Source organism: Novosphingobium sp. NDB2Meth1 (assembly GCF_900117425.1).
GTDB lineage: Bacteria > Pseudomonadota > Alphaproteobacteria > Sphingomonadales > Sphingomonadaceae > Novosphingobium.
On sequence record NZ_FPEH01000018.1, the window covers coordinates 16,539 to 29,041 of the forward strand.

At 65.2% G+C, this 12,503-nt stretch carries 14 protein-coding genes; 4 read left to right on the plus strand and 10 right to left on the minus strand.

The features are described 5' to 3' along the window. Positions 1 to 4: 4 nt before the first annotated feature. The 4 genes from NDB2M1_RS14335 to NDB2M1_RS14350 are packed head-to-tail and all read left to right on the plus strand — an operon-like array spanning position 5 to position 3,834. Positions 5 to 919, plus strand: coding sequence for an SDR family NAD(P)-dependent oxidoreductase (locus NDB2M1_RS14335; protein ID WP_072383329.1), 915 nt, complete (start codon positions 5 to 7; stop codon positions 917 to 919). Continuing rightward, positions 916 to 1,767: a MaoC/PaaZ C-terminal domain-containing protein gene (locus tag NDB2M1_RS14340; protein ID WP_072383330.1), complete on the plus strand. Its 852-nt coding sequence runs from the start codon at positions 916 to 918 to the stop codon at positions 1,765 to 1,767. The genes NDB2M1_RS14335 and NDB2M1_RS14340 overlap by 4 nt, the downstream gene beginning before the upstream one ends. After that, on the plus strand, positions 1,764 to 2,708 hold the full coding sequence (locus tag NDB2M1_RS14345; protein WP_072383442.1) for an NAD(P)H-dependent flavin oxidoreductase: 945 nt from the start codon (positions 1,764 to 1,766) through the stop codon (positions 2,706 to 2,708). The genes NDB2M1_RS14340 and NDB2M1_RS14345 overlap by 4 nt, the downstream gene beginning before the upstream one ends. Before the next feature lie 4 nt (positions 2,709 to 2,712). Further along, positions 2,713 to 3,834 carry an alkene reductase gene (locus tag NDB2M1_RS14350; protein ID WP_072383444.1) on the plus strand — a complete coding sequence of 374 codons (1,122 nt, stop codon included), beginning with the start codon at positions 2,713 to 2,715 and terminating at the stop codon, positions 3,832 to 3,834. Here the strand turns inward: NDB2M1_RS14350 and NDB2M1_RS14355 are convergent. Genes NDB2M1_RS14355 through NDB2M1_RS14400 form a run of 10 tightly spaced genes read right to left on the minus strand, consistent with a single transcriptional unit; the run spans position 3,801 to position 12,454 of the window. After that, positions 3,801 to 5,360 carry a long-chain-fatty-acid--CoA ligase gene (locus NDB2M1_RS14355; protein ID WP_072383332.1) on the minus strand — a complete coding sequence of 520 codons (1,560 nt, stop codon included), beginning with the start codon at positions 5,358 to 5,360 and terminating at the stop codon, positions 3,801 to 3,803. The two genes, NDB2M1_RS14350 and NDB2M1_RS14355, sit on opposite strands and share 34 nt — an antisense overlap. Positions 5,361 to 5,379: 19 nt before the next feature. Further along, complete coding sequence (locus tag NDB2M1_RS14360; RefSeq protein ID WP_083554865.1) at positions 5,380 to 6,168, minus strand: enoyl-CoA hydratase/isomerase family protein; 789 nt, start codon at positions 6,166 to 6,168, stop codon at positions 5,380 to 5,382. Between the two features lie 11 nt (positions 6,169 to 6,179). Next, on the minus strand, positions 6,180 to 7,280 hold the full coding sequence (locus tag NDB2M1_RS14365; RefSeq protein ID WP_072383334.1) for an NAD(P)-dependent alcohol dehydrogenase: 1,101 nt from the start codon (positions 7,278 to 7,280) through the stop codon (positions 6,180 to 6,182). 20 nt (positions 7,281 to 7,300) lie between these two features. Then, positions 7,301 to 8,281, minus strand: coding sequence for a DUF7064 domain-containing protein (locus NDB2M1_RS14370; RefSeq protein WP_072383336.1), 981 nt, complete (start codon positions 8,279 to 8,281; stop codon positions 7,301 to 7,303). Then, complete coding sequence (locus NDB2M1_RS14375) at positions 8,278 to 8,748, minus strand: hypothetical protein (protein WP_083554866.1); 471 nt, start codon at positions 8,746 to 8,748, stop codon at positions 8,278 to 8,280. The genes NDB2M1_RS14370 and NDB2M1_RS14375 overlap by 4 nt, the downstream gene beginning before the upstream one ends. Beyond that, positions 8,745 to 9,893, minus strand: coding sequence for a phosphotransferase family protein (locus NDB2M1_RS14380; protein WP_072383338.1), 1,149 nt, complete (start codon positions 9,891 to 9,893; stop codon positions 8,745 to 8,747). The genes NDB2M1_RS14375 and NDB2M1_RS14380 overlap by 4 nt, the downstream gene beginning before the upstream one ends. A gap of 11 nt (positions 9,894 to 9,904) precedes the next feature. Then, the gene (locus tag NDB2M1_RS14385) at positions 9,905 to 10,849 is read right to left on the minus strand and encodes a DUF7064 domain-containing protein (RefSeq protein WP_072383340.1); all 945 of its coding nucleotides are present in this window, start codon (positions 10,847 to 10,849) and stop codon (positions 9,905 to 9,907) included. A gap of 21 nt (positions 10,850 to 10,870) precedes the next feature. Beyond that, positions 10,871 to 11,143: a cytochrome C oxidase subunit IV family protein gene (locus NDB2M1_RS14390; protein ID WP_072383342.1), complete on the minus strand. Its 273-nt coding sequence runs from the start codon at positions 11,141 to 11,143 to the stop codon at positions 10,871 to 10,873. Next, entirely contained in the window at positions 11,140 to 11,736 is a 597-nt protein-coding gene (locus NDB2M1_RS14395; RefSeq protein ID WP_072383344.1) for a cytochrome c oxidase subunit 3, read from the minus strand. The genes NDB2M1_RS14390 and NDB2M1_RS14395 overlap by 4 nt, the downstream gene beginning before the upstream one ends. 7 nt (positions 11,737 to 11,743) lie before the next feature. Next, positions 11,744 to 12,454 (minus strand): hypothetical protein, encoded by a 711-nt coding sequence (locus tag NDB2M1_RS14400; protein WP_072383346.1) that lies wholly within the window; start codon positions 12,452 to 12,454, stop codon positions 11,744 to 11,746. Positions 12,455 to 12,503: the final 49 nt, after the last annotated feature.

The following is a 12,503-nucleotide window of genomic DNA, read 5'->3' on the forward strand; positions in this document are numbered from 1 at the left end:
TTCCATGGGTATGATGCAGGGCAAAGCGGTGCTCGTCACCGGTGCGGGCCGGGGCGTGGGCCGCGGGATCGCACTCGCGCTGGCCGAGGCAGGTGCTTCGGTCGTCGTCAACGATCTCGGAGTCGTGCTGAGCGGGGAGGGGCAGGACGAAGGCTCCCCCGCCGAGCAGGTCGTCGAGGAAATCCGCGCGGCGGGCGGCAAGGCCGTTGCCAATCACGACAGCGTGGCGGAGTGGGAAGGCGCGGGCCGCATGGTCAAGGCCGCGGTCGACAGCTTCGGGCGGATCGACGGCGTGGTGAACAACGCCGGCAACTTGCGCGACGTCTACTTCCACAAGATGAGCCCGGAGGATTTCCGCGCGGTCATCGACGTGCACCTCATGGGCAGCTTCCACACCAGCCGCGCTGCTGCGCCCTTTTTCAAGGAGCAGGGCAGCGGGGCCTATGTCCACATGACCTCGACCAGCGGGCTTATCGGCAACTTCGGGCAGGCGAACTATGCGGCGGCCAAGCTCGGCATCGTGGGGCTTTCGAAGTCCATCGCGCTCGACATGCAGCGCTTTGGCGTGCGTTCCAACGCGGTCGCGCCGTTTGCCTGGACGCGGATGATCGATTCCATCCCGACCGACACGCCCGAACAGCAGAAGCGCGTGGAAGGCCTCAAGAAGCTCGATGCGAACAAGATCGGGCCGCTGTGCGTGGCGCTCTGCAGCGATGCAGCGGCCAAGGTCACCGGGCAGATCTTCGGCGTGCGGAACAACGAGATCTTCCTGTTCTCGCAGCCGCGCCCGATGCGCGCCGCGCACACGGCGGAAGGCTGGACGCCCGAAACCATTGCCGAGCGGGTGTTCCCGCAGTTCGCCAACGATTTCTACGCGCTCCATCGCTCGGCGGATGTGTTCAGCTGGGACCCTGTGTGATCGATCCCGCCGCCATCCTGGCCCATGATTTCGGGCAACCGGTACAGGCCTACAGCGCGCGCGATGCCATTCTCTATGCGCTGGGCGTGGGGCTGGGCGGCGATCCGGTCGATTCTGGCGAACTTGCTTTCCTGGACGAGCGGGCCTTGTCCGTCCTGCCGACTTTTGCGGTCACGCTCTGCACGCCGGGAATGTGGATCAGGGACCCGGCGCTCGGTGTCGATTTCGGCAAGCTCGTCCATTCGGCGCAGTCTGCCGAGTTCCTCGCGCCGCTGCCGCCCGAGGGCCGGGTGCGCGGCGAAGCGCAGGTCATCTCGTTGACCGACCGGGGCGAAGGCAAGGGCGCGGTGCTCGTGCTGGAGCGGCGAATCTTCGATGCGGAAAGCGGCGCGCTGTACTGCCGTCTGCATCAAACCCTGCTGCTGCGTGGGGATGGCGGCTTCGGCGGGCCTCCAACGCCGCGCATCGAGGTGTTGGAGCTCGAGGGTAAGCCCGATCTTGCCGCCCGCTTTGCCACAAGCCCGCGCGCCGCGCTGATCTACCGCCTGTCAGGTGACTGGAACCCACTCCACCTCGATCCGGCGATAGCCGCAAAGGCCGGGTTTGACCGGCCAATCCTGCAGGGGCTGGCGAGCTACGGCATCGCGGGCGTCGCGATTTCGCGCGCCATGGGCCGCGATCCGGCATTGGTGGCCCGCCTCGGCTGCCGTTTTTCCGGCGTCGTGCTGCCTGGAAACGAACTGGAATTCCGCATCTGGCTTGGTGACGATCACACCGTGCGCTTCACCGCGCATGTTGGGGACCGCAAGGTGCTCGATGCCGGCGAAATCGAATGGAGAACAACATGACCTCTCGCACCCTGGCGACCAGCCTCAAACAGATGCTTCGGCTTCCGGTCATGGCGGGCCCGATGTTCATCGCCTCGACCGCCGATCTGGTGATCGCGCAGTGCAAGGCCGGGATCATCGGTTCGATGCCCGCGCTCAATCCGCGTTCGACCGAAGCGCTCGACGAGGATATCGCGCGCATCGCCGAAAACGTGGGCGGCGCGCCTTATGCGATCAATCTGGTCGCGCACAAATCGAACTCGCGGCTCGATGCTGACCTTGATGTCGTGCTGCGCCACAAGGTGCCCATCGTGGTGCTGGCGCTCGCGGCCAACCCCGATCTCGTGCGCACGCTGCAAGCCAACGGCAGCCTCGTGTTTCAGGACGTGGTGAAGGACCGCCATGCCCGCAAATGCGCCGAGATGGGCGTCGACGGGATCATTGCCGTTGGCGCGGGCGCGGGCGGGCATACCGGCGATCTTTCGCCCTTCGCGCTCATGCAGGAAATCCGCGAATGGTGGGACGGCCTGCTGATCCTCTCGGGCTGCATCGCCAATGGCCGCTCGGTGCTGGCAGCAGAAGTGCTCGGTGCAGACCTTGCCTATGTCGGCTCGCCCTTCCTCGCCTCAACCGAGGCGAACACGCAGGACGGCTTCAAGCGAATGATCGTCGAGGGTTCTTCGAAGGACATCGTCGTCACCAACTGCTTCACCGGCGTGAATGCCAACTTCCTGCGGCCCTCGTTGATCGAACACGGCATGGACCCCGATGCGCTGAAGCCGCACGCGGGCGGGCCGATCAACATCGATGGCGGCGGCGCCAATGCCAAGGCGTGGAAGGAAATCTGGAGCGCCGGGCAGGGCATCGGCGCGGTGAAACGCGCGGAGCCAGCGGGGGAATGGATCGACTGGCTCGCGGCAGACTATGCTGCGGCCCGCGCGGCGATCGGTCTGCCGGCCTGATCCGATGAGCCTCGACGCGCTTTTCCAGCCGCTGCACCTAGGGGCCCTCACGCTGCCCAACCGTGTGATCATGGCCCCGCTCACTCGTGCACGTGCCACACCCGGCAACGTGCCGACCGCGCTGATGGCCGAGTACTACGCACAGCGCGCCGATTGCGGGCTGATCATTTCAGAAGCGACGGCGGTCGATCCGCTCGGCATGGGCTGGTACCGGGTGCCCGGTCTGTGGACGTCCGAGATGGTCGAAGGCTGGGCACATGTGACCAGCGCCGTCCACGCGGCGGGCGGGCGGATCTTTGCGCAGCTCTGGCATATGGGGCGGCTCGTGCTGCCCGATTATATCGGCGGCGCGCAGCCGCTGGGGCCAACACCCCTGCCCGGGGAAGGGCAGACATTTGCGCCGCCGTCGCTGGACTACGATGGCGGTTTTCTGCCGATGAAGCCTTATGTCGTCCCGCGCGAAATGACCCATGCCGACATCTCACAGGCGGTCGAGGCCTATGGCGGTGGCGCAGCCAATGCGCTCAGGGCCGGGTTCGATGGCGTCGAGATTCACGCCGCCAACGGCTATCTGATCGATCAGTTCCTCCAGTCCAACGCCAACCATCGCACCGATGCCTATGGCGGCGATCTGCCCGGGCGCACGCGCCTGCTGCGCGAGATTATGGCGGCGGTAACTGCAGTGGCCGGGCCAGACCGGGTCGGTATCCGCATCAGCCCGACCAGCGCGCGCAAAGGCATGGGGGACGAGAACCCCGATGCGCTCGCCGATGCTGTTGCCTCGCTGGCACAGGAATTCGGCCTGGCCTACATCCACCTGATTGAGCCCATTGCCTCGGGCTTCATGGAGCGGCCAGAGAACCCAGTCATCTCACGGATCCGGGCGATCTTCCGGGGCGTGGTGATCCAGAACGGCAGCTTTGACGGACCGTCGGCCGATGCCTGCATTGCGGCGGGGCAGGCCGATGCGGTCTCGTTCGGGCGGCCCTATATCGCAAACCCCGATCTTGTGACGCGCATGCGCGGTGCCTTGCCGCTCGCAGCCGCCGACATGGACTACGCCTATGTCGGCGATGCGCGCGGCTACAACGATTATCCGACCTGGCGCGCGGCCCCTTCCCAGTAGGGCGCGCGCAGGTCCTTTTTCGAGACCTTGCCTGATGGCACCAGCGGGAAGCTTTCCATGAAGGCCACCCGCTTGGGCACCTTGTAGCCCGCTAGCAAGACCCGCGCATGCGCGATCAGCGCGGCCTCATCGAGTGTGCTGCCTTCCTTTCGGATCACGCAGGCCATGACCGCTTCACCCCAACGCGCGTCCGGAACGCCGATGACGGCGACTTGCGCGATCTCGGGGTGGGTCGAGAGCGCGTTCTCGACTTCGGCGCAGTAAATGTTCTCGCCGCCCGAGACGATCATGTCCTTCACCCGGTCGACGATGTAGTAGAGCCCTTCGGCGTCGCGGCGGGCAACGTCGCCGGTGCGGTACCAGCCATGTTGCAGCACCTTGGCGGTGGCTTCTTCCTGCTTCCAGTAGCCTGGCGTAATCGCGGGGGCGCGGACGACAAGTTCACCCGGCTCGCCATCGGGTACTTCGTTCCCCGCCGGATCAACGATGCGGAATTCGATCAGCGGCAGGGGCCGGCCGCAGCTTTGCAGCTTGGCTTCGTTCTCGAGATCGTGCTCCTCCGGGCGCAGGATCGAGAAGGCACCGCCTGCCTCGGTTGCGCCGTAGAACTGCATGAACTTGCACGGCATTTGCACGATGGCGCGCTTGATCAGGCCGAGCGAGATGGCAGAGCCTGCATAGAGCACCATGCGCAAGGACGAGAAGTCCGTCTCGGCGGCGCGCGGATGATCGAGCAGCATCTGGATCATCGTCGGCGTCAGCGTCAGCAGAGTCGGACGATCGCGCTGGATCGCCTCGCAAACGGCTCCCGGATCAAACTGGCGGATGATCGAAACCGCCACCCCGTTGTAGAGGCATTGATAGGCAATGCCGATCGACAGGAGGTGGAAATTCGGCAGCGGGTTGATGAAGATGTCGCCATCATGCCACTCGTAGCTGGGTTCAAGATGCTCGCACAGGCGCATGCGGTTGAACCCGCCGTGGCTCAGCATCACGCCCTTGGGCTTGCCCGTGGTGCCCGAGGTGTAGAGCTGGATGGCGATGTCTTCCTCGCTGATGAACAGCGCGGGCTTGGCGGCGCTTTCGCCTGCGTAACGCAGTTCGAGGGTATCCTCGTTATCGAACCAGATTGTTTCGACAGGGCAGCCCGAAGCCTCCAGTGCGGCATGCCACAAGTCCGCCAGCGCGCGCTCGGCAAACACGATCCGCGCTTCGCTATCCTGGATCAACTGCGCCAGTTCCGCTGCCGAAAGCCGCCAGTTCAGAGGCACGAACGCGGCGCGGGTGCGGGCGGTGCCGACAAGCGCGAAGTAGAAATCGGGGGTGTTGAGGCCGAGAAAGCCGATCCGCTCGCCCGCGCCCACGCCTTGGCCAAGCAGGCCGTTGGCGACCCGGTTGGACACCGCATCGTACTCGGCAAAGGAGATCGTGCGGTCACCATGAACCAGTGCGCGCCGCGCAGGCGTGGTGCGCGCATGGTACTCGATGAACTCGCCGAGCGTCCTGACTTCGGGATAGAGCCACATGATCAGGTCCTTTCGCTGATCATCGGCCGGTGAAAGCCGCTTTGCGCTTGGCGGCAAAGGCGGTGAGCCCCTCGCGCGCATCGGCGGTTCCTGCCACGCGGGCCAGCGCCTGTGCTTCGAGCTCAAGCTGCGCATCGAGCGGAGTTGTCGCGGCGGAAACGAGCAGGCGGCGGATTTCGCCATAGGCCTGGGTCGGGCCATTTGCGAGCTGCTTCGCAATCGCTTCGGCGCGCGCGGCAAGCGCATCGGCCTCCACGATCTCGTCCGCCAGGCCCGCTGCCAGAGCGGTCTGCGCATCGAGCGTTTCGTTGAGCAGCAGGTACTTGCGCGCGCGAGCGAGGCCCATGCGGCGGCTGAGCATGATCGAGCTGCTGGCATCGCAGCAATAGCCGATCCCGGCATAGGCCGCGACGAAGCGCGTGCCCGGCTCTGTCACGATGATATCGGCACCGGCGATCATCCCCGCCATGCCGCCCGCGCAGATGCCCTGCACGGCAGCGACAATCGGCGCATCCATGCGCTGCAGGCGCGCAATGCCGACATGAAGGTCTGCCGTCCAGCGCTTGATCTGGAGCGGCAGGCTGTCGAGCTGCGAGACAAACATCGCGATGTCGCCGCCATAGCTGAAGGCCTTGCCTTCGGCCGAGATCAGCACGGCGCGGACCGTGGAATCGGACGAAAGCTCGTTCGCCACGTCGCAGAACTCGGCGCAGAACGTGCCATCGATCGGGTTGCCGCGCGCGGGCTGGATGAAGGTGAGGCGGGCAAGGCCGCCCTCCCGGTCGATGCGCATCGAAGTGTAGGTCATGTGGGTAATCCTCAGTCGATGAGCAGCACGGCCTTGACGCACTTGCCGTGGTGGGCGTCGTCGATGGCCTCGTTGATCTGGCCCAGGCGGTAGGTCCTGATGAATTTCTCGATGGGGAGGCGGCCCGCCTTGTGATGGGCGATCAGCTCAGGAAGGAACACCGCCGGATCGGAATCGCCCTCGATGATCCCGCGCACGGTACCGCCCTGGGTGATGAACTGCACGACCGGCACTGGCAGCGCGGCATCGAGCGAACCGGGTACGCCGAGCAATCCGATGCGACCGCGATTGGCGATCATGTTCACGCTCTGCTCGACCACCGGCATATAGCCGCTGGTATCGAGCACCATGTCCGCACCCTCGGGCACGATGCCGCGCACCGCGCTCGCCATATCGCCCTGTCCGTCGAGCACATGCGTCGCGCCAAGCTGCAAGGCCAGCGCGCGGCGGCCTTCTTGCGGCTCGATCACGATGATCGTGGTGCAACCGGCGATCTTGCCGCCGAGCAGGGCGGAAAGCCCGACCGCGCCCGCTCCCAGCACCACCAGCGTTTCGCCCGCCTTGGCGCCGAGCGAGCGCATGACGCCGCCCGCGCCGGTCTGGATGCCGCAGCCCAGCGGCGCGAGGACCGCAAGATCGGCATCGTCATCGACCTTGAGCACATTGCGCTCGTTCGCGATGGCGAGCGAGGCGAACGAGGACTGACCGAAGAAGTTGTCCGAAACCGGCTGGCCATCGCGGGTCACGCGCGTCGAGCCGTCACCGCGCATGGCAACCATGTTGAGCGGCACGAAGTTGCTGCAATAGGCAGGTTCATGGCGGCTGCAGGGCTTGCACGCGCCGCACGAATTGAACGTCAGCAGCACCTTGTCACCCGGCTTCACGCTGGTGACGCCTTCGCCGACCGCATCGACAATCCCGGCGCCCTCATGGCCAAGAATGGCCGGAAACTGCAGCCCCATCGCGCCCGAGGCGACGACCAGATCGGTGTGGCAGATGCCCGCCGCCTTGATCGCGACACGCACTTCGCCCGCCTGAGGGGCAGCGACATCGACCGCCTCGATCGAGAACGGACCCATGGGCTGGTTGAGGACGGCAGCGGTGGCGTTCATGGCAAGGGTTCCTTGACTGGTCAGTAGCGGGTGCGGATCGCGTCGCGGTGACGCGTGAGGTAGGCGCGGCTGAGGCCGATCTGCTGCACGCCGTAGCCGCGGCGCACGCCATCGGAGCTGACGCAGGTGACGCGGAGCGAGCTTTGCAGATACGTGTTGGAAGGGCAGGGCGCCCAGTAGCAGCCGTTCGTGGTGCCGTAGCTCAGAACGAACGTCTTGCCGCGCACGTCCGTCACGCTGAGACGGCCGCTCATGGGCATTGCGCCCATGTAGTCCTGCTCGCCCTCGCTCGAGACGATGCCGTAGACATGACCCTCTTCCAGTACGTAGCCGCTGACGTGCGGTCCCAGGACCTTGGTCTTAGCGATATCGTGACCAGTAAACAAGTGTACGGTTAACGCTTCGCCGAAACTGGCATGCCACCAGATCACCGCGCCGTTGTCGCGCTCGGGGCGGGGGCCCCAGCTGCGATCACCGGTCTCGACGCAATCGACCGCATGTGTGCGGCCGCGCACCGTGAGCGAGCCGGTGATGCGGTAGGTCTGCTCGTAGTGCCCGGACCAGCTGGAATCCCACGCCGGGCCCTGCCGCGCGGCGGCGGTCGGGTCCATGGCGGGGTCGTTGATATCATAGGGTGCGTGGAGCGCCCGGTACTGCAGGTCGAATCGGGTATCGTCGATGCCTTCGTACTTGAGATGGTAGAGCCCCAGCGGCTCGATCACCTCGAACGACAGCCCGTTGGGCAGCGCGAACGTGGTCAGCGTTTCCGGACAGGGCAGGTGCTGCATGTTGTCGACGTAGAGCTGGTCCTCCCACAACGGTGCGATCCGGTCGAGAATGGTCACGTCGCACATCGCAACGCCCAGCTTTGGCCGGGTGACGAGGTAGACGATGACGTTGATGTTGGCCTCGGGCACGCAGAACGGCAGCGCGAGGGTTTCCGCCCACTGCCAGGGCGAAGCGTCCGTGAAGTGGAAGTCGAAATCTTCGGGGCGGATCACAGCGTGTCGAACCCGAAGGGTGCGAACCATTGGCGATCCTTGAGGGTGCGCGGGGCCTCGTGCGACAGGATGATGCCTGGCAGCGCAACCTTCGCGTTGCTGGAGCCATCTGCCGAAACGGCCTTGACCAGGGCATCGACCGCTTCGAGCACGGCAGCCCGCTGCCCGCGCACATCGCCGCCGTCTGCCGCCGCGACCGCGGCGTTCATCGCAGCAAGGGCAGCGGTGGTCTGCTCGCCGCCGGTGACGGTGCCGGCGAGATCGCGTGCGACCGCAACCGCATCGTCCAGTTCTTCGCGCTCGAATGCAGGCACCGCGTCGAACTGCGCGCGCAGGATCTGAAGGTGACCGATACACAGGTGTACCTGTTCCTGTGCCAGCGAGGCTTCGGGTGGCAGGTGCGGGAGGATCACTTCGGACAGCGCGCGCACGATGCTGGCGAGCCGTTCATCGACATTGGGAGTCATGCGGGGGCTCCCTGAGACAGCAGGCGGACGAGATCACCGGCAAAGATGGCGGTGGCGCATCCGAGGAAGGTCAGCAGCACATCCTGATGGTTGTGCTGCGATCGGGCGGCGGCAAGGCCATTGGCAGCGCAGATGACGTAGCACTTGTAGCTCGAGAGCACGTCGTAGAAGTGCAGCGTGGTGCGGTTCACGGTGCGGCCCGAGCGGCGCTCGTATTCGGTGATGAACTCCTCGCGCTCGAACAGGTCGCTGGCACGGAACGTGCCGTCTTCGTTGGTGCCGAAGATCTGCATCAGCACCCAGCCGAGGTCCTCGTGGAAGTCGCCGATACGCGCGAGTTCCCAATCGAGCAGCGCGGTGATCTGGCCGCTCGCTTCGTCGAACAGGTAATTGCCGGTGCGATAGTCGCCGTGGGTCAGCACGAGGTTTTCGGGCGGGCAGGGCGGCAGATTGTCCGCAAGCCACTGCTGCGCCAGCGCGACGATGGGCCGCGTTTCGCCATGGTCGATCCGCCAGAGCTCATGCCAATAGTTGATTACCCAGCGCGCCGCCTGCAGGTCATCGGCGTCGGGCACTTCGAAACCGGGCAGCGGGTTCGCCCGGAAATCGTAGGCATGGATTGTGACGAGGTGATCGAGGAACTGGTCACGCAGCTTCGCGCGCAGGTCCTCACCCAGCCATGTGCCGAGCCCGGACACCTTCACGCCCGAACCGCTCGGCTTGGTGACGCCCGAGACGACTTTCATGATCGCGGCGGGCTGGGGGAAGTGCGAGCCGGCAGGATCGACCCACGCCGCTTCGGGAACGGGCACCACGCCTGCCATGGCCTGCAGCAGGATGAATTCGCGCTCGCGATCCGTCTCGGTGATCGCCGAGCGCGGGTCCATGCGCAGCAGGTATTGCTGCCGCGCTCCCTCGGCATCGGTCAGCGTGAAGAAGAACTGCTCCTTCGAGGCGCCCCCGCCGACACGGCGAACGCCGTCGACAACGGCGCCGGGACAGACCTTGTCGAAGTAACTGGCCAGCAGGTCGGTCACTTCGGGGATGAGCGCGGCCCGGTAGGGCGGGAGGCTGCGGTTCGCGGCACGGCGATCAAGGATGCGCCGGTTGACGGCCTCCATGTCGTTCAGCGTGGCTGTGGTCATTGCGGGACCTTTCAGTAGGGACCGTTGGCGCGGATGTGTTCGAGGTAGGCGGTGGGCCAGGCGCACTCCATCCAGCCCACACCGGGCTTGCCATCGATCGTGACAGTGGCGCCGCTTTCATAGAGGCTGATCGCGGGATCGGGGACGAGGCAATAAGTCCCGAAGACCTTGGCATCGATATGCGTCTTGCGGCCTGCGGCGTCGACAATATCGGCGCGGTAGCCGGTCTGGAGATACTGGTCGTCGTAATCGACATCGACCTTGACCGTATCGACGAGGCTCATCAGCCCGTCGCGGAAGACAAAGCCGCGGATCTGCTCCTTGCCCACGGCGTTGAGCCGCCAGAAGTGGACCGAGGCTTCGGTGCCGACCTGCCCCACGAACCATTCGTATTGCTGGAAGGCAACCCAGTCGCGCGTGCCCCACGAATGGTCGCGGTGGCCGGTGCCGTTCACCTCGATCACGCGGTCGCCGATGCGCAGTGTGCCCGTCACGCGGCCAGCCTGCTCAACGCGGTCGGTGGCGCAATACCTGGGGCAGCCGCGCGGGTCCGAGCCATAGGCATAAGGCGGATGGAAGGCTTCGAACTGTACGTCGACAGTGGCTTCCGGGGTTTCCCAGAAGATCGACGCGCGATCGAACTTGAGGTCTTGCGCCATGCGGAAGTTGTCGATGCGCCAATCGTCGAAATCCATGTCGCGCGGCACGGGCCGGTCCGGCAGGCGCTGCTGGATCGGCTTGTCGCCCGCGCCGGGGCCGAAGACGGCGAGCGCGGCGCCGGCCATGCTGTCCTTGGTCACCCAGGTATAGGTGAAGAAGGCAATGCCGTGTTCGGGCAGCACCACGATATAGGGAATGGATTCCCGGCCCATCGCCACATCGGGGAGTTCGTGGCGGCCGTCGTTGGCGGGGTCGATGGCCATGGCGGGATCGGCCAGTACGGAATTGTCAAACATCGCTCTCTCCAGGTTTTTTGTTCAGGCAGACCAGTATCCGCCAAGCAGGATGAGGGTGACCACGGCCAGCCATGCGGCAAGCAATGGTCGCAAAGGTGTGTGGGACCAGGTGAGGTCCATGTAGTGCACCATGATCAGGTTGATCTTGACGGCCGCGAGCAGGATCGCCGCCGTGGCGGCGATGCGCGCGGGGGCCAGCCCTTCGGCAAGCGCAAAGCCCGCGATGCTGGCGAATGCCAGCACGGCCCAGATCGCCGCCACAGGCGCGGCATGACGGGGTCCCGCCGCGCTCATGCCGCCCTCAACAGGTAGAGCATCGCAAAGAGCACGATCCACAGCAGATCGACCATGTGCCAGTAGGCGCCGCCCGCCTCGATCCAGCGCAGCCGCGTATCCGCAGGCTTTGCCGTGTCGGTCGCCGTGCGCATCAGCACGATCAGGACTGCGATGCCGATGGCGAAATGCAGGAAATGCACGCCGGTGAAGATGAAATAGTAGGTGAAGAACTCATTCGTGGTGAGCGTCACGCCGTGCGCCATCTTGGCGCTCCATTCGAGCGCCTTGGACAGGCCGAACGGCAAGCCGGTGATCATCGTAACAATCAGCAAGGTCCGCGTGCGCTGCCAATCGCCGCGCTGCGCCGTGCGCGCGGCCTGCGCCATGAACGCCCCGCTGGTGAGCAGGATCAGCGTATTGGCGAGGCCGAAACGAAGATCGAGCATCCGGCGCGACGTCTCGTAGAGCGCCGGTTCGGCAGCGCGCCCGGCACTGAACACCAGAAAGAAGACCGCGAACGCGCACATGTCCGCCACGATGAAGAACCACACACCGGAATCGCCGGGCAAGGTCGCCATCGAGGCACGGTCAGGTGCGGTCGTGGCAGTCATCGCAGGATTACTCGCCGCGCTCGATCCGGCCGATCGCCTTGAACATGTAGGCCGTCAGCACCGGCACCCAGGCCATCCAGATCAGGAATTCGATCCAGAAATTGAGAATGCCCGAGCGTGCGAACGCGCCGTTGCGGAAATAGGGCATCACGCATTCGAGGACGAACATGAAGCCGACCCAGATGCCGTACCATGCAAGCCACTTCGGTACGAACGGCACGGCGCGCTTGTCGGCAAGGAACCCGGCGCCGATCGCGAAAAGCTGCACCGAGGTCACGGCATAGGCGAGGTCGATAAGCAGCCAGGCCATGTCGTAGAGCATCTGGATCATCCAGTCCGGCAAGGCTTCGGGCCGGAAAGCTGCGGTGAGCCAGAACGACGTCGGCACCAGCAGTGTGATCACTGTCCACGCTGCTCCCACCCGAGCGAGCTGGACGACAATGCTGTCCTTCTCGATCACCTGCTCGAGCACTTTGGCAACAGAGTAGCCCCATACGCCGTAGGCCGGCGCAAAGGTCATCGCCATGACCATGCCGAAGCGGACACTGCCGGCATTCTCGCGGAAATAAGTGGCCACTTCGCTGGCCGGGGCGTCAGGTGAGAACGGGGGGAAGTTGTGCCCCAGAATGCCCCAGCAGAGATAGAAAACCAGCACGAACAGCGGGCCCATGCTGGCGCAGAACCGCCAGTAACGCGTATCGACAGAGGCTGCGCTCATGTCTTGCTCCCATCAAAGCGGAAGGAGGCGCAGCGGTCTGAACCGTGCG

Bases quoted from the DNA above. Each gene is read 5' to 3' on its own strand.
- NDB2M1_RS14355 (WP_072383332.1), bottom strand. From the start codon at position 5,360: ATGTGGCTCTATCCCGAAGTCAGGACGCTCGGCGAGTTCATCGAGTAC.
- NDB2M1_RS14400 (WP_072383346.1), bottom strand. From the start codon at position 12,454: ATGAGCGCAGCCTCTGTCGATACGCGTTACTGGCGGTTCTGCGCCAGC.
- NDB2M1_RS14335 (WP_072383329.1), top strand. From the start codon at position 5: ATGGGTATGATGCAGGGCAAAGCGGTGCTCGTCACCGGTGCGGGCCGG.
- NDB2M1_RS14395 (WP_072383344.1), bottom strand. From the start codon at position 11,736: ATGACTGCCACGACCGCACCTGACCGTGCCTCGATGGCGACCTTGCCC.
- NDB2M1_RS14350 (WP_072383444.1), top strand. From the start codon at position 2,713: ATGAGCCTCGACGCGCTTTTCCAGCCGCTGCACCTAGGGGCCCTCACG.
- NDB2M1_RS14375 (WP_083554866.1), bottom strand. From the start codon at position 8,748: ATGACTCCCAATGTCGATGAACGGCTCGCCAGCATCGTGCGCGCGCTG.
- NDB2M1_RS14385 (WP_072383340.1), bottom strand. From the start codon at position 10,849: ATGTTTGACAATTCCGTACTGGCCGATCCCGCCATGGCCATCGACCCC.
- NDB2M1_RS14360 (WP_083554865.1), bottom strand. From the start codon at position 6,168: ATGACCTACACTTCGATGCGCATCGACCGGGAGGGCGGCCTTGCCCGC.
- NDB2M1_RS14365 (WP_072383334.1), bottom strand. From the start codon at position 7,280: ATGAACGCCACCGCTGCCGTCCTCAACCAGCCCATGGGTCCGTTCTCG.
- NDB2M1_RS14390 (WP_072383342.1), bottom strand. From the start codon at position 11,143: ATGAGCGCGGCGGGACCCCGTCATGCCGCGCCTGTGGCGGCGATCTGG.
- NDB2M1_RS14380 (WP_072383338.1), bottom strand. From the start codon at position 9,893: ATGACCACAGCCACGCTGAACGACATGGAGGCCGTCAACCGGCGCATC.
- NDB2M1_RS14345 (WP_072383442.1), top strand. From the start codon at position 1,764: ATGACCTCTCGCACCCTGGCGACCAGCCTCAAACAGATGCTTCGGCTT.